This is a genomic window from Enterococcus sp. AMC2644 (genome assembly GCF_058216475.1).
Map to the genome: position 1 here is coordinate 2,029,966 of NZ_CM177095.1, position 25,101 is coordinate 2,055,066.

Consider the following 25,101-nt stretch of genomic DNA (forward strand, 5'->3'; position numbering starts at 1 on the left):
TTTTAAATACGTCATATATATTAAAAATTGACTCGTAGATTTAGTTCTCATACATTTGTTGGGAATATTTAATAGATAAGGATTTAAAAATATTATATAACGATAATCTAAGGAGAGAAAATGAAAAAAATTATAACGTATGGAACATTTGACTTGTTACATTATGGACATATTAATTTGTTACGTCGAGCCAAAGAACAGGGTGATTACTTAGTAGTGGCCTTATCAACTGATGAATTTAATTGGAATGAAAAGCAAAAGAAATGTTACTTCTCTTTTGAAAAGAGAAAGCAACTTTTAGAAGCTATTCGCTATGTAGATTTAGTTATTCCGGAAAATAATTGGGAGCAGAAAATCACTGATATTGGTGAATATAAAATCGATACTTTTATTATGGGAGATGATTGGACTGGGAAATTTGATTTTATTGAAGAAAAAACAGATGCCGAAGTAATATATCTTTCTCGAACACCACAGATTTCTACAACTCAAATAAAAAAAGACTTAGGAATAAAAAACAACAAATGACATATGTAAGGAGAGAAAAATGACAACAGTACGTAAAGCAATAATCCCTGCAGCAGGATTAGGAACAAGATTTTTACCAGCAACAAAAGCGATTGCTAAAGAAATGTTGCCAATTATTGATAAACCAACGATTCAGTTTATCGTAGAAGAAGCAATTGCTTCAGGCATTGAAGATATTTTAGTGGTAACAGGTAAAGCCAAACGACCAATTGAAGATCACTTTGATTCAAATTTTGAGTTGGAACATAATTTGGAAAAATCAGGTAAAAAAGAATTACTTGCATTAGTAGAGGAAACTACAGGTATTCGTCTACACTTTATTCGTCAAAAACGACCATTGGGATTAGGTCATGCTGTATTACAGGCAAAATCATTTGTAGGAAATGAGCCGTTTGTAGTCATGTTAGGTGATGACATTATGGTTGATGAGATCCCTCTTACAAAACAATTGATGAACGATTATGATAACACCAAAGCGTCTACACTTGCTGTTATGCCTATTCCTCATGAAGATACTTCTAAATATGGAGTGATTGACCCAACTTCTGAGGTTTCTAAAGGATTGTACGATGTGAAAGCTTTTGTTGAAAAACCAAAACCTGAAGATGCACCTAGTGATTTAGCTATTATTGGACGCTACTTATTAAAACCAGAAATTTTTGATATTTTAGAAACGCAAGAGCCTGGTCTAGGTGGGGAAATTCAATTAACAGATGCAATTGATACGTTGAATAAAACACAACGAGTATTTGCTAGAGAATTTACTGGGAAACGTTATGATGTAGGGAACAAACTAGGAATGTTAGAAGCGAATATTGAATATGGCTTGAAACATCCTGAAATTAAAAATGAATTGAAAGCTTATTTAAAAGAATTAGCGACAAAATTATAAAGAATGAAACCCATCGATGACGACTTGTTATCGATGGGTTTTACTTTCAATCTAATCGTCTCTCTATCCAAGAGATGCAAGACGTGAACCAGCTGGCTACTTCTGGGACAATGCAGTTATCTGTCAGAAAGTGTGAGGATGAGCGTGTCGCAAGCGATAGGCCATGTTCACCAGATTCAAATATATGGCATTCAAATTTGACGCTGTTTTCAGTTAATTTTTCGCAAAATCTCAATGTATTTGATACGGATACGAGGGCATCATCAGCTGTATGCCAAATAAATGTATCAGGAGTTTGTGGTGTGACTTTTTTAGATGTATCGTATTGTTTAGGATCACCTAGAGGGAATTTGAAATACGATAAATCTTGTGGCCAGCCATACTCGAATCCAATGACTGGGTAGCACAAAATGGCACCTTTAGGCTGATAATTAACTGAGGTGGTATCGTTTTCAAATGTTTGCCAACTAGTTGAATAAGAAGCGGCTAAGTGTCCACCTGCTGAAAAACCGATTAGGAAAATATTATGGGTATCCATTTGCCATTCTTCTTGATTTTGATGAATCAACTCAAAGGTTTTAGCAACTTGTAAAATAGTTGAATTCAAGAAGTTCTCTTTAATTCCATCACCCATAGTTGTGTAATTCAAAATAATGGCCTGAAAACCTTGTGCCAAAAATGATAAAGCAATGGGTTCTGATTCTCTAGCTGAAAGAAAGTCATAACCACCACCAGGGCAAATAATGACTGTCGGTAAAGGTTTGCTGTCTATTTCGATGTTTTCACGTAAAAACACCTCGATAGTTGCTGGAAATTCTATTTCAGGTGATTCTAAGGATAATTTGAATGTTTTCATGTAGATTTTCTCCTTCTCTTGTTTATGATGATTGAAAAATAAGCCTTTTGTTGAAGGCGCATCCATTATACGGAATTCCAAAAGTATGATACAGTTCTTTGAGTAGCTTGTCAATTGCTTATTGGAATAAAAAGAAAACGTTTGCGATTGAAGATTCTAACCATGGCATCACTTCAGCAAAACGTGCGGGGATGTATACTATTGCAATGGAAGAAACTAGATTTCCTTTTTCTCAAAGTCATGCAGATAAAATTGTTGCTAGTTTTGAAGCAATCATCAAACTATTAGAGGGCAAAGGAATATAAATAGTACTGACAGGAAAATCATTTGGGTTTTCCTGTCTTTTTGATTTGTTTGTAGGGGAAGTATAAAGGGTCTAAGCTATCGGGAAAACAACTATTTTTGAAATTATATTTCTTTTTGTAGTTGTTTTAATTAAAATTATTGAAATAAAATTTCTTTTGGTTTATAATGTAAGCGTATTAAAGGAAGGGCGTGAGGTTGTGCTAGGTTTTTCAGTATTCTTAGGGGATACGTTTCAAGAGTCCAAGCGGATGTATATTGAAAAAATGTTTCATAGTGGATTTAATCGAATATTTACTTCGTTACACATTCCAGAAGAGGATGAGTCACAGGTTTTAGCTAATTTGAAAGAGCTTTGTAAAATTACGAAGGCATTTAATCGTTCATTGATGGTTGATCTTTCGAGTGATGGTTTGCGTCGTTTGCAGATTGATTTGAATGATGAGCAAGCGGTAGAGCAGCTTTTATCTTTAGGTGTGACTGGAATGCGGATGGATTACGGGATTGATTTTCAAACAATTGCTAAGCTGTCACAACGATTGGTTATTGGTTTGAATGCATCGACGTTAACGGATGCGGATGTGGAAGCGCTGGTTCAATATCAGGCGAATTTTGACAATATGGAATTATGGCACAATTATTATCCTCGACCTGAGACTGGTTTGTCGGAACAGTATTTACAATCCTTGAATCAAAAATGGCGAAAATTAGGCTTTAAAATTTTGGCTTTTGTTCCTGGAAATGAAAATTTACGTGGGCCGTTACATGCGGGATTACCCACATTAGAAAGTCATCGCTTGAAGCATCCTTTATTTGCGGCAGTTGATTTATTACAAAATTATGCCTGTGATGAGGTTTGTATTGGGGATGAAGGCTTAAGTGAACAGACACAACAGCAATTTATTGCCTATTTCCAAGAGCAAAAAGTTGTTTTACCGGTACACATCACAGATGAGACGCATCGTGACTTATTTATAGGAACCCATACCAATCGAGTAGATGATGCTAGAGATGTCTTACGGAGTCAGGAGGCGCGTTTTAAACAGGTGCCAATCATCCAACCAAGCAATACGCTACCGAGAACTAAAGGCAGTGTGACGCTAGATAATCAGCAATATTTGCGTTATATGGGAGAGCTTCAAATTAGTAAGACAGATTTACCAGCCGATGAAAAGGTCAATGTTGTAGCAAAAGTAGAGGCTTCGCAAAGAGACCTCCTTGCTTGCGTGTTACCTGGCTATCGATTTGAGTTAGTAGAAAGTAGGAACGATAATGAGTAATTTAGAGAATTTAACCACAGAGACGAGAAATCCAAAGACTATGCATCTTGATCAGATGACGATTATGGATGTCTTACAGACAATGAATGAAGAAGATCGCCAAGTGCCACTAGCGATTGAGAAGGTCTTACCACAAATTGAAGCAGTAGTTGCCCAAATTATTCAAGCGTTTAATAAGAAGGGCCGTTTGATTTATATGGGAGCGGGGACTAGTGGTCGCTTAGGTGTGTTAGATGCGGCTGAGTGTGTTCCAACGTTTGGTACGGATCCTGAAATGGTTCAAGGGTTGATTGCTGGTGGCATGCAGGCGATGACAGTTGCTGTAGAAGGTGCGGAAGATTCAGAGGAATTAGGTAGTAAAGATTTAGCAGCGATTTCGTTAACAGCAAATGATATTGTGGTGGGGATTGCGGCGAGTGGTCGGACGCCTTATGTGATTGGTGGCTTAGATTATGCTAATGAAATTGGTGCAACGACTGCAACAATTTCATGTAATACAAACGCGGCAATTAGTCGACATGCGACCTATCCGATTGAAGTGGAAGTGGGACCAGAAGTTTTAACCGGTTCGACTCGTCTAAAATCGGGAACAGCTCAAAAATTAGTTTTAAATATGTTATCAACGGTTGCGATGATTGGCATTGGTAAAGTCTACAACAATTTAATGGTTGATGTTCGTCCGACTAATGAAAAACTAGTGGAGCGTGCCAAACGAATCATTATGCAAGCCACGGAATGTTCGTATGAGGTAGCTGAAGCAGCCTTTGTTGAGGCAGATGAAAATGTGAAATTAGCGATTGTGATGATTTTGACTGGCGCAGCAAAAGAAGTAGCGGCTGAAAAATTGATAGCAGGAAATGGTTTTATTCGTCAAACATTATAAAAGGGGGAAATAAAAATGGCAGACAAGAATCAACAAATTGCACAAGGGATTTATGATCACGTAGGTGGCATGAATAATGTGAATAAGATTGTTCATTGTATGACTCGGGTACGCATGGAAATTAAAGATTACAATCTAGTTGACATTGATACCTTGAAAAAAGTTCCTGGGGTAATGGGTGTGGTAGAAGATGATACCTTACAAGTCGTCGTTGGACCGGGGACAGTAAATAAGGTAGCGCAACACATGGTAGATATGGCAGGGGTTGCTTTAGGTGAAACCTTGCCCGAAAAAGCAAGTGCAGCTAGTAATGGCCGTGCAGCAGTGGAAGAAAAAGCAGCGCAAACCAAAGCTGCAGTCAAACAAAAAAATCAAAAACCCTGGTCGAAAGCATTGAAAGCTATTGCTAATATTTTCGTTCCGTTGATTCCAGCGTTTGTTGGTGCTGGGATTATTGGTGGGGTTGCTTCGATTCTAAAAAACTTAATGGCGGCAGGTCAACTTTCGGGCGATATGTGGGTCAATATTGCCACCGTTTGTGCAATTATTCAAAGTGGTGTGTTTACGTATTTAGTGATTTATGTAGGGATTAATAGTGCACGTGAATTTGGGGCATCACCGAGTTTAGGTGGGGTAATCGGTGGTGTGACGACTTTGGCTGGTATGAGCCCTGATGCACCCTTAACCAATATTTTTACTGGTCAACCGCTTGCTGCGGGTCAAGGTGGGGTAATTGGGGTCATCATTGCCGTTTATTTAATGTCACTCATTGAAAAACGATTGCATAAAGTGATTCCTGAATCGGTTGATATTATTGTGACGCCGGTGATTACCTTATTGATTATGGGCTTGGCAACGATTTTCTTGATTATGCCTTTAGCTGGTTTTATTTCAAATGGTTTAGTCGGTGGAATTAACTGGGTTCTAAATGTGGGTGGAGCATTCTCTGGTTTTGTTTTAGGAGCGGCATTCCTACCAATGGTTATGTTTGGTTTACACCAAATTTTGACGCCTATTCATTTGCAAATGATTGAAAGTGGCGGCAGTACCTTATTGCTACCGATTTTAGCGATGGCAGGTGCTGGGCAAGTTGGGGCAGCAATTGCTTTATGGGCAAAATGTTACCGTAACAAATCGCTAGTGGAATTAATTAAAGGGGCGTTGCCAGTTGGAATCTTAGGAATTGGTGAACCGTTGATTTATGGGGTGACTTTACCATTAGGAAGACCCTTCATTACGGCTTGTATTGGTGGCGGTATCGGTGGTGCAGTGATTGGTTTGCTTGGAAATGTGGGTGCAACATCCATTGGTCCAAGTGGTGTGGCATTGATTCCGTTGATTGCTAACGGTCATTGGTTAAACTATATCATTGGCTTGCTTGCAGGCTATGCCGGTGGGTTTGTGATGACGTATTTCTTTGGAACAACAAAAGCAATGCAAGTAGGCGAAGAATAATGAAAAAAGCAGTCATTTTTGATATGGACGGTGTTATTGTTTTTTCAGAAAGTCATTATCGCAAACGACGTAAATTGTTTTTTAGCAAACATAATATTCCGGTAACGGATGAATTTCAGGAAAAACTAGTGGGTTCTAATTCAAAAGATATGTTTGAACTGCTAGTTGAAGAGCAAGAAAAACGCGACTGGTTAATGCAACAATATGCCAATTTTCGTGCGACCTATCCGATTGATTATCGTAAAATTTTTAATACAGAAATGGTTTCAACCTTAGAAGCACTAGCCAATCGAGGACTTCGCTTGGCAGTGGCATCATCATCTTCTTTAGAAAATATTCAAATGATTCTAAGAGAGAATCACATTTTGTCGTATTTTGAGTTGTTAGTCAGTGGCGATCGTTTTCAACGGAGTAAGCCCAATCCTGAAATTTATCATTATACAGTAAATCAATTAGCTTTAAAGCCAGAAGAATGCTTAGTGGTAGAAGATTCTTCCATTGGCATTTCAGCCGCTGTCAATGCGAATTTAGATGTGTTAGCATTAAACAATGCTGATCCTGCAGCGACGGCTTCGATTCAGTCGGTGTCTGAAATTTTGACATATATTGATTCATAGAGCATACGAACTGTATGCTCTTTCTTTTTTTTGTTGTATGATACACGTAGGGAGGATCAGATATGAATATTTTAATTACCATTCAAAGTCAATTAGAGCAGCTGTCAAAAACTGAAAAGAAATTAGCCGAGTGGATTTTGGCGCATGCCTCAGAAGTGATTCATATGAGTGCCAAAACTTTGTCTGAAGTAGCAGGTGCGAGTCCATCGACTGTGGTCCGTTTGTGTTACTCTTTGGGACTCGATGGTTTCCCCGATTTAAAGCTAAAACTTTCGGCAAGCTTGCCACAAATCAATCAGGAATTGTCTTCTGACATTGCACCTGACGAAGATATTGAAACGATTAAGCGTAAAATTAAACTGCGAGTAGTGAACGGCATTGAAAAAAACTGTGAGCTGTTAGAAAACCAGGCGATTGAAGCTGTCTTAGCCTTATTGGAAACCACCGATTTTATTTATGCGTATGGGATTGGTGCTTCTGGCGCAGTGGCGGATGATTTTTGTCAAAAGTTTTTACGAATTGGCCGCAAAGCGATGTTCTATCAAGATGCTCATTTGTTAGCAACGACAATGGTTACCAATGAAACGCCATCTTTTCTTTTTTTAGTCTCTAATTCGGGAGAAAAAAAAGCTGTGAATAGTTTGGCAGCTTTGGCAAAGAGCAAGGGGATAGCGGTTGTTAGTATGACAAGTCAAAAAAAATCCACTTTAGCAAAACTATCCGATATTGTTGTCCATATTGCAGATGGCGGGGAAGCACCGTTGCGGAGTTCAGCGACGAATTCGCTTTTAGTCCAATTGTATACAGTAGATGTTTTATTTTCTGCTTATGCTTCAAAGCATTATGACAAGACGATTTTACAACTAGAAGAAACCAAACGAGCGATAGATGTACTGGAGAACTATTCTTAAGGAGGAGCTGTGATGAAACGGATTTTAGTGACGGGTGGTGCCGGTTTTATCGGTTCGAATTTTGTGCATTATGTTGTCAGCAATCAAGCTGAAATACATATAACAGTTCTGGATAAACTGACTTATGCGGGCAATCAAGCGAATTTGCCCATTTCTAATCGGGTAGAATTAGTCGTAGGGGATATTTGTGATGCTCCGTTGGTAGAACGGCTAGTGCAAGCAAGTGATGCGGTAGTTCATTTTGCGGCAGAGTCTCATAATGACCAATCTTTAGATAATCCTTCTCCATTCGTCCAAACCAATATTATTGGAACATATACCTTAATCGAAGCCTGTCGTAAGTTTGCTGTCCGTTATCATCATGTTTCTACAGATGAAGTCTACGGTGATTTAGCCCTGGATGATCCACAAAAATTTACGCCAGCAACCCCCTATAATCCATCCAGTCCATATGCAGCTACCAAGGCGAGTTCAGATTTATTAGTGAAAGCTTGGGTTCGCTCATTTGGTTTGCGTGCTACGATTTCGAACTGCTCCAACAACTATGGGCCATATCAGCATATTGAAAAATTTATTCCACGACAAATTACCAATATCTTATGTGGAATAAAGCCTAAACTTTACGGTGACGGCAAAAATGTTCGCGACTGGATTCATGTTGACGATCATTCACATGCTGTTTGGTTGATTTTAACCAAAGGGAAAATCGGGGAAACCTATTTGATTGGTGCAGAAGGAGAATTAGATAATAAGACAGTATTGGAGACAATTTTAGCTCTGATGCAACAGTCTCCTACAGCATATGAGCATGTGAGCGATCGCCCAGGTCACGATTTACGTTATGCGATTGATGCTACGAAATTGAAAGAAGAACTAGGTTGGCAGCCGAAATTTACTGATTTTCGTTTGGGATTGGAAAAGACTATAGACTGGTATCAAAAAAATCAGCAATGGTGGGAAAAAGAAAAAGCGACTGTTGAAGATTGGTACGCACAAAGTAAACAATAACGCACCGTTGTTCTCAGCAAGAGTGTTCATTAAGAGCCTTCATGATGTATACGATTCTTTGGTAGTAGCCACTCAGTGTTTCTTTAGCACCAAAAGGTTTTTTTAAGCGATTCTTATGCTTTTGATAAAAAAGTGTATGTTTAGTATAAATTACATAATTTTCTGCTAAACTAATAGCAATGATGGTCAGGGGGGCTGCTGATGACACGGTTGGTAAAGAGTTTTTTAGCTTTAATTGTTTCAGGTATTCTGGGGTATGGCGTTATCCAATACATTGCCTATCCAACATTATTGCAATACAATCGCTTTGTTCATATGATGGAGCGATTTGCCTATACGAAGGAAACATTGACGTTGTTTTTGATTTTGAGTTGCTGGTTATTTTATTTGCAAGTATTATTTAAACGGTTTTCAGTCATTTATTTGTATCTAGTCTATAGTGTCTACTTATTTTTGTTATTCGTTGTATTATTTACGAAAGCGCCACAGTATCATACGTTTAGTTGGGAAATCATTGATTTTCTTGTGAAGGATAAGAAGACGATTTTAGAAGCTATTTTGAATGTCTTGTATTTTGTACCTTTAGGTGGCTTGTATGGGTTAAAAGCGAAGTGGTGGGAATTTGGTGTAATTGCTTTGCTGACGATTTTAGGAATTGAAACCATTCAATATGTCTTTTATATTGGGACATTTGCGTTGAGTGACATTCTTTTAAACTTGATTGGGTGTTCAATTGGGTATGGGATTTGCTTAGGATTAAAGAAATATATCATTTTATAAAAAAACATCGACTCTCTTAGGAATCGATGTTTTTTTGTAGTTCACAGAATGATAGCTGTCTGGTTCCCAATACTAACCAATATTTCTAAGTTGTTTCTTTAGAGAAAGAGACAGAATCCAATCTAAAAACAGCTGTTTGCCTTAGAAAAAGCAAGTAATTACCAGTAGATATCGGATTCGTCTCTGAACTAAACGATTGTTAGGTATTTAACAAGGCAATGCAAACAGGCTTTGGCAACTCACAATATAGTGAACGATCGTTTAATAAAACGTTCAAAAATGAATCAAGCAATACGTTACTCATTAAAAATTTTAAGGTGACATACGCGTAGTCGATGTATAGAATGCCACTCGTGACTGCTTTTAGAATCGATGGCTGTACGATATTAGTCAGTCGTTGAATAGTAAAAGCGAACGCAATAATGACACTTAAAAGAATCGTTGGCCTGACGAGTGCGTATTTCTTAATAGAGGGCACGATGCCTTGCTAAATGCAATTTAGCAGTAGAGTAAAAAATAGCAACGACCGAAGTTGACGAATGTCAAAGTTCAATTGAATAGCGACGATGAAATTCTTTTTTGGCTTTCCTCTGGCTATGCGCATCTTGATACTTAGGATAAATTCGGAAAAAATCATGTTGATAGCCTGGGATATGCTGAAACTCGATACCTTTTAAAATTTCGCGTGTCTCGACTGAAGAAGTAATGTTCAAAAATTCTAATAGACTAGTTGTACTACGAGTTCCGCGACAGTCATGTTCGCGTTTAATAATTGCATGGGCAAAAAAAGCTTTCTTCATGCCGTTTTTTAGACTGGCAATGTTTTTGGCGGTTGCTAGTGCAAATAAGTTCTCAAAGCAGACAACGGTTTGCTGTTTTTGTTCAATTAATGCATGAATACGTCCGGGATTTAACCAGATTGTCTCACTATCATCTACTTTTGCTGTAGGAAACAAACTGTAATTTTGGCTAGCGACAGGCGTTAGTCGTTCTTTCTTGTTTGTCATATATCCTAAGGCTTTGCGGTAGATAGGATACTCCATATGTTCTAAATTTCGTAACAGTTTACAGACGATATTGAAGGGATTGTCTTCGACTAGTAGCACGTATTCTCTATATATAACACAAGAAGCTCCCCATAATGGACGATTTACAGGAATAATTGCGTAAATTTCTTCTAAAAAATCTGCTTGAGAACTAAGAGAAATGTTCTCAATTAGTTGATAAATATCAATGGGTGATTGGTCAGCAACTGCTGAAAATGCTGGCAGATTCTCTAATTTTGGACGATATTCTCGAAAAAAAGTAGGGATCTTCTTTCTCTTTTTTGGATCATAAGATTTCGAATACACCATTTAATCATCTCCTAATAATTATTTTTTGAACAGGATTTATTGACAGTATTATACAACAAAACAGCTGTTTTTTTAGCATTATTTGTAAAAAAATGCAAATAAAACAATTAACGTTTTTTAATTTATTCTTTTATACTCAGGCTACCTCGAGGAATACAACGAATAAAGGAAAGAAACGATTATGAATCAAGAAGAATTAGAACAATTAGTAAATGATTATCAAGGCTTATTTTATAAAGTATTACGTCGCTGTAGTATTTTTCCTGGTCAAAATGACTTTGAAGATTATCTTCAAGAATTGCGAATTCTCTTCTTTTTACGAGCAGAAAAATATGAATCAAGAGGATATTTTGAGGCTGAAAACAACATTAGTTACTTGTTTCGTTATCTTTTGTGGTATCTCATTGATGAAAAACGTAAAGAACAAAAAGAATTAATAAAGGTTCAAGAGGAATTTCTTTTAGAAGTACAAATAGATGAGGAAAACTATGCAGCTATCGCTGAGTTGTCTCAGCTCGAAACATTTTATCGGCAATTAAAGCCTAAAGATCAACAAAAAGTCCTCTCTTTATTAACTGATGAAACCTTATCGCGTCAAAGTCGTAGTCGCTATCGCAAATATTTTCGAGATAAATTTACATTATTTTTCAAAAAAGTGTGACATTCTTTCTGGTATTTCCGTTTATAGAAGTGTAAGGCGCGCAACTTACTAAAAAAATTCAAGGAGGATGTATTTTTTATGAAAACACAAAGTCAAACAAAATTAACCGTTCAATTTACGCAAGAAGGAGATGACAAAACGCTTAAACAAAATTTTGCGAATGTTATCGCCAATCCGACCGAAGCGCAAGTCTTAGCTTTAGGCGATGTGGTTGCTAGTCTGGCACCAGATACGGTCACAATGGATACGGTAATTGAAACTGTCGAATACGAGTACAATAAATAGGAGGAAAAAGTAGATGAAAAAATTACATTTAACGTTTATGAATAGTGAAGGAAAAGCCCACAAATTAATTCCAACGGTTGCAGCAGAAAATCTGGATGAAGGTCAGGTGAAAGCAGCAATGCAACAATTTACGGAATTAAATTTATTTGAAAAAGATGGACTGCAACTGTACCAAGCTGCAACAAGTGCCAAATACGTTGAAACAATTGAAACAATCTTATTTTAAAAAGACAGGCGAGGGGTGAAAAACTCCTCGCTTTTTATAAAGGAGAATGAAGATGATTCCTAAACCAATTATTTTAGACATCAGTGAGTGGCAAGTACCTAACCAAATAAATTATGACCAGCTTGCCAAACAAATCGCAGGTGTCATTATTCGAGTCCAATATGGCTCTAATTATGTCGATAAGCATTATCAAACGCATTTACGTGAATTTCAAAAACGAGGTGTGCCGACAGCGGTTTATGCGTGGGTTCGTGGGACTTCAGCAAGTGATATGGAACAAGAAGCCCTCGATTTTTATCAACGGGCAAAAGCGTTTCAACCAGTCTTTTGGTGGTTGGATGTCGAGGAGCAATCGATGTCTAATATGCGCGAGGGCTGTGAATGTTATCGTGCAAAGTTGAAGCAACTTGGAGCAAAGAAAGTCGGTGTATATGTCGCCAATCATTTATATCAGCAGTTTAAACTAGACGTTAGTAAGTTTGATGGTTTATGGGTGCCAGCATATGGTCAAAATACTGGCCAATACATGGGCGCCAACCCGACTGCCACCAACGCCTATCATTTGCATCAATATACTTCGGCAGGAAAATTACAAGGATATTCTGGTAAGTTGGATCTTAATCGTTTAGTCAAAGGAGAATGGGAATTTTTCTTTGGTCAAACGGTTCCCAGTATAACCACGCGTCTATTCGAGTTTACAACAGATGTCAACTTACGAAAAGCAGCGAGTACCAAAGCATCTTCACTTGCTATATTGAAAAAAGGTGAGCGAGTGAGTCTTGAAAGCATTCAGTTGGCGGAAGGTTATGTCTGGGGACAGCAAAAACGAAAGGATGGTCAATTTGCGTATGTGGCTTTGGGGGAATACCTGGCATATGGCAAATATGTCTGATCTAGAAGGGGGATTCTCCTAAAATTTTATTAAATAACACAAACTGATTTTTTATTTTGAAGCAATTCGATTACAATAGTAGGAAAGATAAAGGAGGGGTTGCTTATTTATGCTTGGCTAATCCGTTTGATTACCTTAGGCACATTAATCATTACGTGGGAAACACACTTTGACTTTCTTGTGTTAAATACTTTTTTGGCGTATTTACCAATTGAATGTGCGTTTCAAGTGCAGCGAGTGAAGAATGGCTACTTACAATTGTTTTTTGGCTTTTTATGGCTATTATTTTTCCCTAACATTCCTTATCTAGTAACGGATATCGTCCACGCTGATTTATTGGGCTTATACAACAACTTAACGGGAATGAGCTTAGAAACGATTCGTGGTTGGGGCTTAATTCTCATCTTGTTTTTAGTTATTTTTGCTTACATTTATTGGGGATTTATGGAGTTTTTCGCATTAATGACCTTAGCAAAAGAAAAATTACAGCTATCTAGATGGGGAATTGCAAGTATTGTGCCAGTGATTTGTTGGCTGTCGTCTATGGCAATGTATGCTGGAAGATTTGCGCCACGCTTGCATTCGGTTCACTTTTTTACCAGGCCGTTATATGTTTTAGAAGTGATTTTTGGACATTGGACGATGAAAAAATTTGAGTTTGTCTGTTTGTTCTTTTTATTACATCTAGGCATTATCGGTATTTTATGGATTGCAAATGGTCGACAACAAGAACAGAAAGAAGCGAAATAAAGCGCTTCTTTTTTTATTCTATTAATACAGTGTTTTTGCAAAATAGATACAGTAAATAATGAGCATAATTCTTGCTTATTTTTGGCTTAAAAGGGATTATAGAAAGAGGAATAAAATCATGAGAAAGTAAAGGTGTCTTGTTTATGCGTTATTACATTATGGAAAGCAATGATATCCGTTGGAATTTAGCAACAGAAGAACACTTAATGAATACAGCGGATGTGACAGAACCCCTGCTTCTGTTATATATACAAAAACCTTGTGTTATAATCGGACGCAATCAAAATGCGTACGAAGAGATTGATTTTAATTATTTACGTCAGCATGATATTACCTTAACACGCCGTATTTCTGGTGGTGGGGCAGTATATGATGATTTAGGCAATATGAGTTTTAGTTTTGTCACCAAAAAAGATGACACAACATTTGGTGATTATCGTGGTGTGACTACGCCGATTTTACATGCGTTGCAAGCAATGGGAGCAAGCGATGCGACTGTCGGTGGTCGCAATGATTTGTACATTAAAGAAATGAAGTTTTCGGGAAATGCGATGTATACACGTCATGGTCGGACTTATTCACATGGGACCTTAATGTATGATGTCGATTTATCGGTATTGGATAAAATCTTGACTGTATCAAAGGAAAAGATTGAATCGAAAGCAACTAAATCAGTTCGTAAGAGCGTCACTAATGTTAAACCTTTCTTAGATGAACAATATCAACAGTTAACTACACCAGAATTTCGAGATGCGTTACTTTGCCATATCTACGAAGTCGCTTCAATAGCTGAAATTAAAGAGAAAGAATTTGTTCTAAGCAAGGCCGATGAAGTAGCTATTCAAAAACTATTTGATGAACGTTATGCTAATGATGATTGGATTTATGGAGAAGCGCCCAAATTTGAATTTAATCGACGGACACGCATCCCGGGAGTGGGGATTGTGGATATTCACTTATCCACAGAAAAAGGCCGTATTTCAGCTATTCAATTTTTTGGTGATTACTTTGGTACTAAAGATACAACAGATCTGGAAAAAATTTTGCTGGGAAGGGTCTTTAAATATGAAGACTTATCATCCGCTTTAGCACAAGTTGATGTATCAGAATATATCTTAAATTTCACCAATGACAATCTGTTAGAATTGTTAGTGGGTTAGGAGGCTGTCATGTATAGACTAGAACATGTCTCGAAGAACTATCAAGCGGTAAACGCCTTACAAGATATTTCATTTTCAGTTGCAAAAGGTGAAATTATCGGAGTCGTTGGAAAAAGCGGTTCGGGAAAGTCAACATTATTGCGTTTATTAAATTTACTAGAAACGCCTAGTGAAGGAAAGCTATTTTTAGCAGATAAAGATGTGAGCAAGCTCTCTAAAAAAGCCATTCAGCAACAAAAACAGAAAATTGGGATGGTTTTTCAACAATATAATTTGTTAAATAATCTGACTGTCAAAGAAAATGTGGCCTTGCCTTTAAAATTAATTGGCAAAAAAGATGAAACAAAAATGGTTGAATTATTGAGCTTTGTGGGAATGAGTCATAAAGCAGACAGTTATCCGGCACAACTTTCTGGAGGAGAAAAACAGCGGGTTGCTCTTGCCCGAGCATTGACTCGAAATCCAGATGTTTTATTATGCGATGAAGCAACGAGTTCCCTAGATGAAGAAAATACGGAAGATGTGATTCGTTTGTTACAACGCATCCATGAAGAATTTCCCGTCACGATTTTCTTTGTCAGTCATGAGTTGGATACGGTTAAGAAACTGTGTGAGCGCGTGCTAGTGATGGAAGATGGTCGTCTTTTAGGGACCGTTGACAATCAAGTGACTCAATTAGATAAAAATGACACCCCTTATTTAGAAAAAGTTAAAGAGAGGTTTGCTCAATGACACTTATGGAAAACATTCAGTATTATTTACCAGAATTCATCCTATCGTTGAAACAAACTGGAACTATGATGGGGATTTCAATGACCGCGTGTTTATTATTTGGCTTACCATTAGGTGTCGCTTTATTTTTATCTAATCCAAATATCAAGGGCAGTCAACCAGCTAGTTATTGGCTGTTAAATTTTTTGATCACGCTGGTACGTTCGTTTCCGTATTTATTATTTGTGATTACCTTGATTCCGGTTACTCGTTTTCTGATTGGTCGAGCATTCGGTCCAGTTCCGGCATCACTACCTTTAAGTATTGTTGCAGTCGCAATTTTTGCTCGCTTAGTTGAGCAAGTTTTATTGGATGTTCCTGAAGAAATTCGTTTATTAGCTGATTCATTGGGAACGTCAAAATGGCAGTATATTTGGCATTTTTTATTAGTCGAAGCCAGAAGTGGTATTGTGCTGGCTTATACGACAGCTGTTGTTAGCATGGTCTCTTATTCAACTGTCATGGGGATTGTTGGTGGTGGAGGAGTCGGAGATTTTGCGATTCGTTATGGGTACCAAAGTTATCAAACTGGAATTATGTACTTTGCAATCATTGTCATGATTGTCATCGTATTTATTATTCAAATGACGGGGAATTTTATTGCCCGCAAATTAGACAAAAGAAAGTAGGAGCAAAAATGAAGAAAATTTACATCGGGGCTTTATCATTATTAGCGGTAGTTACATTAGCTGCCTGTGGATCAAATGGGAAAACAGAAAACAGCAACAATGCGGACAAAACAGATAAAGTGATTAAAGTTGCGTCTCAAGCTCCTCCAATGACAGACGTTGTCAAAGTGGCAGCCGAGGTTGCTAAAGAAGATGGTTGGGAAGTTGAACTCGTTCAAGTAAATGATAACGTGGCTTACAACGATATGGTTAGCAGTAAAGAAGCAGATGCTAGTTTTGCGCAACACAAACCGTTTATGGAAAAATACAATAGTGAAAAAGGCACGGATTTAGTTGCGATTCAACCAATTTATGATGCAAAAGTTGGTTTTTATTCAAAAGATTATCAATCAATAGACGAAATTCCAGCCAATACCAAAGTGGCGCTTCCCAATGATGTGTCAAATGAAGGTCGTGCCTTAGCAATTTTAGAAGAACAAGGCTTGATTAAATTAAAAGATGGCGTTGGTGTGAATGGGACAATCAAAGATGTGGTTGAAAATCCTAAAAACTTTGAATGGTTGCAAGTTGATTTATTAAATTTAGCTGAAGCATATAGCGAACCAAATGTTTCATTGGTGTACAACTACCCAACTTATATTGCAAAAATTGGTTTGAAACCTGAAGACGCATTGTTCTTAGAAAAAAATATTGACCAACGTTTCTCTATTCAATTAGTTGCTCGCGAAGACAATCAAGATTCAGAAAAAATTAACGCGTTGAAAAAAGCGATGACTAGTGATAAAGTACGTTCATTCTTAGAAAATGACCATAGCGATACTTTAGTTCCAGCATTTTAGTTCATTATTTTAACTCCTTACTTCTCGAGTAGGGAGTTCTTTTTTTGTTTTTTTTATTCGCTATATTTGAATGCGCTCTCTTTTTTTGCGATAATTATAAATAAGAACAAACATAAAGGAGGCCGATAGATGAAAACTATTTTGATAACAGGAGCCTCTTCAGGGATTGGTCAAGCATTAGTCGAACGGTTCGCATCACCAGATGTTTGTTTATTACTAGTTGGACGAAATCCCGCAAGTTTACAACGAACAGCGCAAAAAATATCTGGTGACTATCAGATCATTCCATTAGATTTAACAGATTTAGAGGCGGTGGAGAACATTCCGATACGTTATAAAGTTGATTGTTTAATCAATTGTGCAGGCATCGGTCAAGTTGGTGATTTTCAAGAATTGTCGTTGGCACAAGAATTCGCTGAAATTGAAACAAATTTTTTAGCACCGATGATTCTTTCGAAGAGATATGCCCAACAATTTATTCAACAGCAACAAGGAGTGATTGTCAATATCTGTTCGACAGCTGCTTTTTATGTCCATCCTTATCTGGCGAGTTATAGTGCTAGTAAAGCAGCTTTGTGGCACTATTCTTTAGGCTTAACAGAAGAACTACGTGCGTACCCGCATGTTCGAGTGGTGACCATTTGTCCAGGACCAACCAAAACGGCTTTTTTTAAAGGGAAGATGTCGTCAGATTTACCAGGCGACCACTTTCAAATGACACCAGAAAAAGTTGCTATTGCAGTTGAAAAAGTGTTGAAGACGAATAAAAATCATCAAATTATTGGGTATCGCAATTGGTGGATGACGCAACTTTTACGTTGGATTCCGCTGAAGTTACGATTGAAATTAGTTGGAAATTATATTAAACAGGGGCGAATGTGAATGAATCTTTTTTATGGATTAAGTCTTAGTTTTTTCTTCTTTTTTGGATTACGTTGGTTATTAGCCAAACGTTATACTCGAAACATACCAAGTGGAAAGATTGATGAAAGTGAGTATACGGTTTTGCAGCCCATTTTGTCAGGAGATCCTCGATTAGAAGAAGATTTACGTGGTAACTTGCAACAAACAACAGATATGTTGTTTATTTGGTTAGTCGATCAAAGTGATTTAGTTGCCCAAGAAGTAACTCAAAAAATTCTTCAAGAGTTTGAATATGCCAAACGTGTCAGGATTATTTTATTGGATGAGGTACCACAAGAGGTCAATCCAAAAGTGTATAAATTAAAACAGGTGCTTCATCAAATTTCAACACCCTATTTTATAGTACTGGACGATGACTCGGTGTTTGATCGGGGACGTTTGAATGAAATGAGTCATTATGAAATGTTAATGGAAGATTTTATTGTGACAGGCATCCCTTATAATTTTGGGCAGACTGGTTTATGGTCCAAATTGGTGGCTGCATTTGTAAATAGTAATTCGCTCTTAACTTATTTTCCAATGGCGAATGTCCATGCAAATCAGACGATTAACGGCATGTTTTACATTAGTCGAACGGCACTTTTTCAGCGGTTAGATGTCTTTGAGAAAGTCCAATACGAATTATGCGATGATTTAGCAGTCGCAACATTTTTAGCCAAGAATAAGATCCGGATTATTCAGAGTCAAATTCCTTGTAATGTGCGCAACACAGTATTACAACCAAAAAAATATGTTTTGTTAATGAAACGTTGGTTGCTGTTTGCTTCAATTTATATCAAGAGATTTCCTTCGTGGGCTTTATTTTTCTTAGTTGTTCTGCCTTCCTTTTTACCAGGGCTGTTGTTGCTGCTAAGCGTTGTACTGGGCTGGCCTTATTTATTAGGCACGTTTCTATTATTTAGCCTAAAAGCATACTTGTTACGGATTTATCGGAATCGTTTTTTTGAAGTAGCAGAACCCTTATCGGTCATCGGTTATGAAGTACTGAATGATAGTTTCTTACCATTTATCTTTTTGTACACCTTAGTGACACCTCCGATTATCCACTGGCGTAATAAAAAAATTAAAGTCACCGATGGGAAAATTCGTTATGTTTGATTTTAACCAGTATTTAGTAGCTTTACAGCAATTAGATGTTAACCAGACTTTGTTGACAAGCTCACGGATTGTTGTCTTGTTGAGTGGTAGCAGTCATTACCAACATGCGTCATTGAGTAGAGAGCAACAGCAATTTTTGCATTATTTTCGGCAATTTGGTTATCAAGAGATTCCATCTAATTTTCCGTATAATCAGGAATTTGATTATCAACAAATGGTGTTTCCTTCGTTATTACAAGCGAGTCTAAGTAATGTTCATTATTATGGGCATACCTTGTGGAATCGAGCTTTTCATCAAGAACTAATACGTCATTTGCGCCCATTATTTGATTTAGAAGAAGTTATTTTAGTCACGCAAAGTTCTGGGTTAAACATGTTAACGCAAGTTTTAAGAGAGATGCCAGTGAAGGCTACTTTAAAAATAGTGGCATTGGGTCCGGTGTCTCTACAAAAGTTATCCTTACAAGAAAATGTTTGGGTATTAAAAGGAAAAAATGATTATTATTCACGACTTCTTGATCGAAATAGACAAACCAATCAAGTCGTCTGCGGTCATCATAATTATTTAGTATCACCAGCAGTTAAGGAGGTGCTTGATGAAATCATCCAAAATTAAAGTCGATTTAGTCGCAGTGCCTTTTAGTGGGCATCTTTATCCACTATTAGAAATCGCTCGTCCTTTATTAGAAGATGAAAGATATGAAGTACGTGTGTTTACTGGGATGAATAAAGTCGCAATAGCGGAAAAATTAGGCTTTACCGTCATCCCTCTGTTTCCAGACGATCCTTCTAAAATGGAACGCATTGCGAATACCGACAAACAAATTCGTCCTTATGGCATGTACCAACAATTAAAACAAAATCTTGAATTGATTCCTGAAATAATTCTTTTTTTCAAGGAGGCCTTTCAAGCGCATCAAACAGATCTTGTAGTGGCAGATTTTGTCGCTGTACCTGCTGGTATTGTCTGCAATCAATTAAAGATTCCCTGGATTACGACAATTCCTACGCCCTTTGCAATCGAAAGTCAGCGGACGACACCAAGCTATTTAGGTGGTTGGCAGCCAACAAACACAAAGGTAGGTCAGGTTCGTGATTGGTTTGGTCGAAAGATAGTCCGTTCCTTTAAACGACTGGTTGTGTGGTTATTAAGGAAGCAATTGAAACCTTATGATTTCTACTTGTATCATCAAGGAGAAGAAACAATTTATTCGCCGTATTCAATTTTGGGATTAGGTATGAAAGAATTGGAATTTCGTGATGATTTTCCAACCCAATTTAAATGGGCCGGACCTTGTTGTTCCTCACTTGCAACAAAAACTATCTGTTTAGAAGCCAAAGCGTATATTTTAGTAACCAATGGGACCCATTTGTTGTGGGGAAAAGAATCTTTAACGACGCTGATTTGTAAACTTGCCACGAACTATCCACAGTTTCATTTTTTGATTTCTTCTGGTAACGATCAAGAAGAAACGGTGGAACAGCTAAGAGAAAATGTATCGGTGTATAGCTATTTACCATACGAAGCAGTATTGCCCCATGTTCAATATGTCATTCATCACGGTGGTGCCGGAATTTTATACAATTGTATCAAATATCAGCGTCCTGCATTGATATTGCCCCATGATTATGACCAATTTGATTACGCTGTACGAGCAGAAATTGCGGGGGTTGCCGAAGTAGCTAATCGAAGCAACGTTCGCCAAATCTATGAGAAATTTCAGCGTTTACTGATACGTGATTGGTCAGAATTAGCGCAAGTAAGTCAGCAATGGCAGAATTATCAACCAAGTCAATGTTTGATGGATGAAATTCAACGCCTAAAAGAAGGTGATCTAAAATGAAAGTATTAGTAACAGGAGCCACAGGTTTTTTAGGAAAGTATGTAATTGAAGAATTAGTTGCATCTCAGTATGAAGTCGTTGCTTTCGGGCGTAATGAAGCTGTTGGCGAACAATTGAAACAATCCCAAGTAGCCTTTATTAAAGGCGATTTTGTTCAGTACGATGAAATTGAGCAGGCTGTTGCCAGTGTGGATGCAGTCGTTCATGCCGGTGCCTTATCAACCGTTTGGGGAAAGTGGCAAGATTTCTATAAAACAAATGTTTTAGGAACAGAAAATGTTTTAAAAGCTTGTGAAAAACATCAAATTAAAAAAGTGGTTTTTATCTCCTCGCCAAGTATTTATGCAGCTGGCAAAGATCAGTTTGATTTGCGGGAAGATGAGGCGCCCCATACGAATAACTTGAATTTTTATATCAAAAGTAAACTATTGGCTGAAGCAAAAATAAAACAATACCGTTGTGTCCCTACGGTCGTTTTACGCCCAAGAGGGTTGTTTGGAATTGGGGATACTAGTATCATTCCACGTTTATTACGTGTGCATCGAAAAGTTGGCATGCCCTTGTTTAATGAAGGGCAACAGTTGGTGGATGTGACTTGTGTAGAAAATGTGGCACTAGCCATTCGTTTGAGTTTGGAGAGTCCATTAGCTACTGGGCAAGTTTATAATATTACGAATGGTGAACCGCGCCCGTTTAAGGCCATTTTAGATGAATTATTAGCAGAATTAGGACTAGAACAAAAATACCTTTCCTTAAATTTTCCATTCATGTATGGCTTGTCTGCTAGTTTTGAAAAAATGTATGGTTGGTTGGGAATTACTAAGGAACCATTATTTACCCAATATACTATTTTTTTATTGCGGTATAGTCAGACGCTTTCGATTGAACGAGCACAAAGAGAGTTAGGCTATCAACCAAAAATGACGATTAGCGAGGGGATTAGAAAATATGCAGCCCATTATAGAGAAAGTTAGTTATTTTGCTTGTGGTTTTTGTACGAACCATTTGCATTGGATGTTTAAAAATGCTCCAAAAGAAACTCGGAGTTTTCCAGCGGGAGTGTTTTTAATGAAGCATCGCACGCAAGGTTATATTCTATATGATACGGGCTATTCAACTGATTTGTATCAAAAGAAACTCAAATACCTTTTGTATCGTACCATCAATCCGATTCAAGTATCATTTGAACAGACGATTGCTCAGCAATTACGTCAAAAAGGAATTCAAGCTTCGGAAATTAAATGGTTGATACTATCTCACTTACATCCAGATCATATCGGTGGTGCCAAACAATTTCCGAATGCGACATTTATCACTACAGCAACAGCCTATCGTAATTTTAAACAGTCAACTACCAAAGACTTAATATTTAAAGAGTTTCTACCTGATGATTTCGAAGAACGAGTGCTTCCTGTGCTGCCTAAGCAACAACATCCTCGTTTCCCTTATCAGGCAGTAGCGGACTTATTTGGAGATGGAAGTATGCTATTGTCTTCTTTTGATGGTCATGCACTTGGGCAAGGTTGTCTATTTTTGCCAGAAAAGAAGTTGTTTCTGGCAGCCGATATTTGTTGGGGGATGGATTTGTTATCAAAAACAGAACAAATGAAACCAATTCCTCGTTTGATTCAGAATAATATTCAAGCTTATCAACAAAGCTGTGCTATTTTACAACAAATTGATGCAGATGGTATTCAAGTGGTAGTAAGTCATGATGCACCGCAGCGGATTAAGGAAGTGTTGTCATGAACAAGTTGAAAATGATTGCTCCTTTTATCCAAGCTCGCTGGGGACATCGGTTTAAAAATAGACAGGCATTAGAACGGTATCAAGAAAAAGAACTGCAAAAACAATATGCGTATATGCGTGCTCATTCATCATATTATCGTTCCTTACCAGCGAATGCCGAATTTCCACTGATGGACAAAACGTTTATGATGACCCATTTTAATGAATTAAACACAAGAGGTATCAAAAAAGAAGAAGCCATGGCATTTGCATTAGCTAGTGAGAAAAGCCGAGAATTTAGTGAAGATTATCAAGGGCTCTCAATTGGTCTATCATCGGGAACTTCAGGGCATCGTGGGATATTTATTACGACAGCAGCTGAGCAAGCTTTATGGGCAGGAACAATTTTGGGGAAAATGTTGCCAAAAGGTAAATTAATAGGTCATAAGCTCGCTTTTTTTCTTCGGGCGGATAATCAGTTGTATCAAAGTATCAATTCAGCTGTGATTGAACTGGCTTATTTTGATACCTACCACTCGATAGCAGAACATGTCGCGCGTTTAAACAAGTATCAGCCAACTATTTTAATCGCACCTGCGTCTATGTTAGTTGCGTTAGCTCAGGAAATTGAACAAAAAAAATTAAACCTGAACGTCCAACAAGTGATTTCAGTTGCCGAAATTTTGGAAGAAACCGATCGCAGGTATTTGGAAAAGCTATTCGAATTACCAGTAATCCATCAAATTTATCAATGTACGGAAGGTTTTTTAGGTTGTACTTGCGAATATGGTCATTTGCATTTAAATGAAGACATAGTGTTTATTGAAAAAGAATATCTAGATGAAAAACGATTTTATCCTATTGTGACAGATTTTAAACGCACATCACAACCAATCATTCGTTATCGTTTAAATGATATTTTAGTTGAATCAAAAGAAAAATGTCCTTGTGGTTCCGCCTATCAACGCATTGAAAAAATCGAAGGGCGTTCCGATGATATTTTTCTTTTCGAAGGAAAAGGTGGGACGACTATTTCTGTTTTTCCAGATTTTATTCGGCGCTGTCTTTTATTTGTTCCTAATATTCGAGAGTATCAAGTGATTCAACATCACCCCACACATGTTGAAATCGCCAGTAACGAATTGTCTGAACAACAAAAATTACAAGTAATCCAAGAATTTGAACAATTGGCAGAAGACTTAAGATTTAACTGTCCACAAGTAACATTCAAAGCGTATCAATGGCATCCACAAGTGAAACTAAAACGTGTGGCACGTAAATTTTAAATGAGGTGAAGAGATGAATCATGTGGAAATTATCGGGTATGGCACGAGTTTACCAAAGCAAACTGTCCATTTTGACGAGCAGATACGTTATCGGATTTCTGGAGAAGAAACACAATTGAGCTTAGCAGTTGAGGCAAGTAAACGTGCATTAAAAAAAGCCAACTGTCGAATGAATGACATCGACTGCATTGTGGCAGCAAGTGCAGTGGGAATTCAACCGATTCCTTGTACTGCCGCATTGATTCATGAACAGATTGCGCAAGGACTAGACATTCCAGCGATGGATATCAATACGACTTGTACGAGTTTTGTGACAGCCTTAGATATGGTTTCTTATTTAATTGAAGCCGAACGCTATCAAACGGTATTAATCGTTGCTAGTGAAACGGGTTCTTTGGGACTAAATCCTAATCAAAAAGAAAGTTATGAGTTGTTTAGTGATGGTGCTGCGGCAATGATTGTTCGTCAAACATCCGCAGATAAAGGCGTGATTTATAGTCTTCAAAGAACTTGGTCAGAAGGTGCTCATGCGACAGAAATTCGTGGTGGTTTAACCAATTACCATCCTAAACACTATACAGAAGCAACGAAAGCAGAGTATATGTTTGATATGCAAGGAAAACAAATTTTGGCGTTAACAATCAAAAAATTACCACCAATGTTTCAAGAATTTTTGGAAAAAAGCGGCTTAGCTTTAACGGATATTGATCAAGTTATTCCACATCAAGCAAGTCGAGCCATGCCTTTGTTGATGAAAAAAATTGGCATTCAAGCTGATCAGTATATGGATTTAGTAACAGCTTATGGCAATATGGTCTCTGTTTCGATTCCTTTTAGTTTTTGTAAAGCATTGGAAGACAAACGAATAAAAGCCGGGGATACAGTGGTGTTGTTAGGAACAGCAGCTGGCTTAACAACCAATATGCTGGCATTGAAAGTATAAAAATAAAAACTTTGAGTCTTACGAGAGTCAAAGTTTTTTATTTTTTATGCATTTGATTGCAATCAACTATCGTCAAAGTTTTAACTTTCTTAATAACTATACCTATCTAATCAACCTTTGTAATTTTTAATTTTAAATTTACGTTACAACAATGCTACGAATCTCATGCCTATGCTATAATGGATGGCAACAGAATA

General features: G+C 37.4%; 29 protein-coding genes. 27 read left to right on the forward strand and 2 right to left on the reverse strand.

Annotated elements, in window-relative coordinates:
* The first annotated feature begins 120 nt into the window (after nt 1-120).
* Nucleotides 121-528 (forward strand): glycerol-3-phosphate cytidylyltransferase, encoded by a 408-nt coding sequence (tagD, locus tag AC4BC5_RS09800; protein ID WP_490495216.1) that lies wholly within the window; start codon nt 121-123, stop codon nt 526-528.
* Between the two features lie 19 nt (nt 529-547).
* Complete coding sequence (gene galU / locus AC4BC5_RS09805; protein WP_490495217.1) at nt 548-1,420, forward strand: UTP--glucose-1-phosphate uridylyltransferase GalU; 873 nt, start codon at nt 548-550, stop codon at nt 1,418-1,420.
* Nucleotides 1,421-1,466: 46 nt separating this feature from the next.
* On the opposite strand, the gene AC4BC5_RS09810 is transcribed toward galU, so the two are convergent.
* Nucleotides 1,467-2,276, reverse strand: a complete 810-nt coding sequence (locus AC4BC5_RS09810; protein WP_490495218.1) for an alpha/beta hydrolase — start codon at nt 2,274-2,276, stop codon at nt 1,467-1,469.
* Between the two features lie 98 nt (nt 2,277-2,374).
* Between AC4BC5_RS09810 and AC4BC5_RS09815 the strand changes: the two genes are divergently transcribed.
* The 8 genes from AC4BC5_RS09815 to AC4BC5_RS09850 all read left to right on the forward strand — a co-directional run bounded on the left by AC4BC5_RS09815 (nt 2,375) and on the right by AC4BC5_RS09850 (nt 9,513).
* Entirely contained in the window at nt 2,375-2,581 is a 207-nt protein-coding gene (locus AC4BC5_RS09815) for a hypothetical protein (protein ID WP_490495219.1), read from the forward strand.
* A 198-nt stretch (nt 2,582-2,779) separates the two neighbouring features.
* Nucleotides 2,780-3,859, forward strand: a complete 1,080-nt coding sequence (locus AC4BC5_RS09820) for a DUF871 domain-containing protein (RefSeq protein ID WP_490495220.1) — start codon at nt 2,780-2,782, stop codon at nt 3,857-3,859.
* Complete coding sequence (gene murQ / locus AC4BC5_RS09825) at nt 3,852-4,742, forward strand: N-acetylmuramic acid 6-phosphate etherase (RefSeq protein ID WP_490495221.1); 891 nt, start codon at nt 3,852-3,854, stop codon at nt 4,740-4,742. The genes AC4BC5_RS09820 and murQ overlap by 8 nt, the downstream gene beginning before the upstream one ends.
* A gap of 15 nt (nt 4,743-4,757) precedes the next feature.
* Entirely contained in the window at nt 4,758-6,197 is a 1,440-nt protein-coding gene (locus AC4BC5_RS09830; protein WP_490495222.1) for a PTS transporter subunit EIIC, read from the forward strand.
* A complete protein-coding gene (locus tag AC4BC5_RS09835; protein WP_490495223.1) occupies nt 6,197-6,814 on the forward strand; it encodes an HAD family hydrolase in 618 nt (205 codons plus the stop codon). The genes AC4BC5_RS09830 and AC4BC5_RS09835 overlap by 1 nt, the downstream gene beginning before the upstream one ends.
* Before the next feature lie 62 nt (nt 6,815-6,876).
* On the forward strand, nt 6,877-7,725 hold the full coding sequence (locus tag AC4BC5_RS09840) for a MurR/RpiR family transcriptional regulator (protein ID WP_490495224.1): 849 nt from the start codon (nt 6,877-6,879) through the stop codon (nt 7,723-7,725).
* A gap of 12 nt (nt 7,726-7,737) precedes the next feature.
* Nucleotides 7,738-8,733: a dTDP-glucose 4,6-dehydratase gene (gene rfbB / locus AC4BC5_RS09845; protein WP_490495225.1), complete on the forward strand. Its 996-nt coding sequence runs from the start codon at nt 7,738-7,740 to the stop codon at nt 8,731-8,733.
* A 201-nt stretch (nt 8,734-8,934) separates the two neighbouring features.
* Nucleotides 8,935-9,513, forward strand: a complete 579-nt coding sequence (locus tag AC4BC5_RS09850; RefSeq protein WP_490495226.1) for a VanZ family protein — start codon at nt 8,935-8,937, stop codon at nt 9,511-9,513.
* Nucleotides 9,514-10,055: 542 nt separating this feature from the next.
* On the opposite strand, the gene AC4BC5_RS09855 is transcribed toward AC4BC5_RS09850, so the two are convergent.
* Nucleotides 10,056-10,868, reverse strand: a complete 813-nt coding sequence (locus tag AC4BC5_RS09855) for a hypothetical protein (RefSeq protein WP_490495227.1) — start codon at nt 10,866-10,868, stop codon at nt 10,056-10,058.
* Between the two features lie 181 nt (nt 10,869-11,049).
* Here AC4BC5_RS09855 and AC4BC5_RS09860 point away from each other — a divergent pair, with 181 nt between their 5' ends.
* The 17 genes from AC4BC5_RS09860 (at nt 11,050) to AC4BC5_RS09940 (ending at nt 24,904) form a co-directional block, all read left to right on the forward strand.
* Nucleotides 11,050-11,529, forward strand: a complete 480-nt coding sequence (locus tag AC4BC5_RS09860) for an RNA polymerase sigma factor (protein ID WP_490495228.1) — start codon at nt 11,050-11,052, stop codon at nt 11,527-11,529.
* Nucleotides 11,530-11,607: 78 nt separating this feature from the next.
* A complete protein-coding gene (locus AC4BC5_RS09865) occupies nt 11,608-11,814 on the forward strand; it encodes a DUF1659 domain-containing protein (protein ID WP_490495229.1) in 207 nt (68 codons plus the stop codon).
* A gap of 13 nt (nt 11,815-11,827) precedes the next feature.
* Nucleotides 11,828-12,040, forward strand: coding sequence for a DUF2922 domain-containing protein (locus tag AC4BC5_RS09870; RefSeq protein ID WP_490495230.1), 213 nt, complete (start codon nt 11,828-11,830; stop codon nt 12,038-12,040).
* A gap of 52 nt (nt 12,041-12,092) precedes the next feature.
* The gene (locus AC4BC5_RS09875; RefSeq protein ID WP_490495231.1) at nt 12,093-12,932 is read left to right on the forward strand and encodes a GH25 family lysozyme; all 840 of its coding nucleotides are present in this window, start codon (nt 12,093-12,095) and stop codon (nt 12,930-12,932) included.
* Nucleotides 12,933-13,031: 99 nt separating this feature from the next.
* Complete coding sequence (locus AC4BC5_RS09880) at nt 13,032-13,682, forward strand: DUF1361 domain-containing protein (protein WP_490495232.1); 651 nt, start codon at nt 13,032-13,034, stop codon at nt 13,680-13,682.
* A 143-nt stretch (nt 13,683-13,825) separates the two neighbouring features.
* The gene (lplA, locus tag AC4BC5_RS09885; RefSeq protein ID WP_490495233.1) at nt 13,826-14,842 is read left to right on the forward strand and encodes a lipoate--protein ligase; all 1,017 of its coding nucleotides are present in this window, start codon (nt 13,826-13,828) and stop codon (nt 14,840-14,842) included.
* 9 nt (nt 14,843-14,851) lie between these two features.
* Nucleotides 14,852-15,574, forward strand: a complete 723-nt coding sequence (locus AC4BC5_RS09890; RefSeq protein ID WP_490495234.1) for an ATP-binding cassette domain-containing protein — start codon at nt 14,852-14,854, stop codon at nt 15,572-15,574.
* Nucleotides 15,571-16,242 (forward strand): metal ABC transporter permease EmtB, encoded by a 672-nt coding sequence (emtB, locus tag AC4BC5_RS09895; protein ID WP_490495235.1) that lies wholly within the window; start codon nt 15,571-15,573, stop codon nt 16,240-16,242. The genes AC4BC5_RS09890 and emtB overlap by 4 nt, the downstream gene beginning before the upstream one ends.
* 8 nt (nt 16,243-16,250) lie before the next feature.
* Nucleotides 16,251-17,081, forward strand: coding sequence for a MetQ/NlpA family ABC transporter substrate-binding protein (locus AC4BC5_RS09900; RefSeq protein ID WP_490495236.1), 831 nt, complete (start codon nt 16,251-16,253; stop codon nt 17,079-17,081).
* Between the two features lie 129 nt (nt 17,082-17,210).
* A complete protein-coding gene (locus AC4BC5_RS09905) occupies nt 17,211-17,963 on the forward strand; it encodes an SDR family NAD(P)-dependent oxidoreductase (protein WP_490495237.1) in 753 nt (250 codons plus the stop codon).
* Complete coding sequence (locus AC4BC5_RS09910) at nt 17,964-19,103, forward strand: glycosyltransferase (protein WP_490495238.1); 1,140 nt, start codon at nt 17,964-17,966, stop codon at nt 19,101-19,103.
* Entirely contained in the window at nt 19,096-19,719 is a 624-nt protein-coding gene (locus AC4BC5_RS09915) for a hypothetical protein (protein ID WP_490495239.1), read from the forward strand. Before AC4BC5_RS09910 ends, AC4BC5_RS09915 begins: the two co-directional genes overlap by 8 nt.
* A complete protein-coding gene (locus AC4BC5_RS09920; protein ID WP_490495240.1) occupies nt 19,700-20,947 on the forward strand; it encodes a glycosyltransferase in 1,248 nt (415 codons plus the stop codon). The genes AC4BC5_RS09915 and AC4BC5_RS09920 overlap by 20 nt, the downstream gene beginning before the upstream one ends.
* Nucleotides 20,944-21,921 carry an NAD-dependent epimerase/dehydratase family protein gene (locus AC4BC5_RS09925; protein ID WP_490495241.1) on the forward strand — a complete coding sequence of 326 codons (978 nt, stop codon included), beginning with the start codon at nt 20,944-20,946 and terminating at the stop codon, nt 21,919-21,921. The genes AC4BC5_RS09920 and AC4BC5_RS09925 overlap by 4 nt, the downstream gene beginning before the upstream one ends.
* A complete protein-coding gene (locus AC4BC5_RS09930) occupies nt 21,896-22,696 on the forward strand; it encodes an MBL fold metallo-hydrolase (RefSeq protein WP_490495242.1) in 801 nt (266 codons plus the stop codon). Before AC4BC5_RS09925 ends, AC4BC5_RS09930 begins: the two co-directional genes overlap by 26 nt.
* Nucleotides 22,693-23,961, forward strand: a complete 1,269-nt coding sequence (locus AC4BC5_RS09935) for a F390 synthetase-related protein (RefSeq protein WP_490495243.1) — start codon at nt 22,693-22,695, stop codon at nt 23,959-23,961. The genes AC4BC5_RS09930 and AC4BC5_RS09935 overlap by 4 nt, the downstream gene beginning before the upstream one ends.
* Nucleotides 23,962-23,974: 13 nt before the next feature.
* Nucleotides 23,975-24,904, forward strand: coding sequence for a 3-oxoacyl-[acyl-carrier-protein] synthase III C-terminal domain-containing protein (locus AC4BC5_RS09940; RefSeq protein ID WP_490495244.1), 930 nt, complete (start codon nt 23,975-23,977; stop codon nt 24,902-24,904).
* The last annotated feature ends 197 nt before the right edge of the window (nt 24,905-25,101 follow it).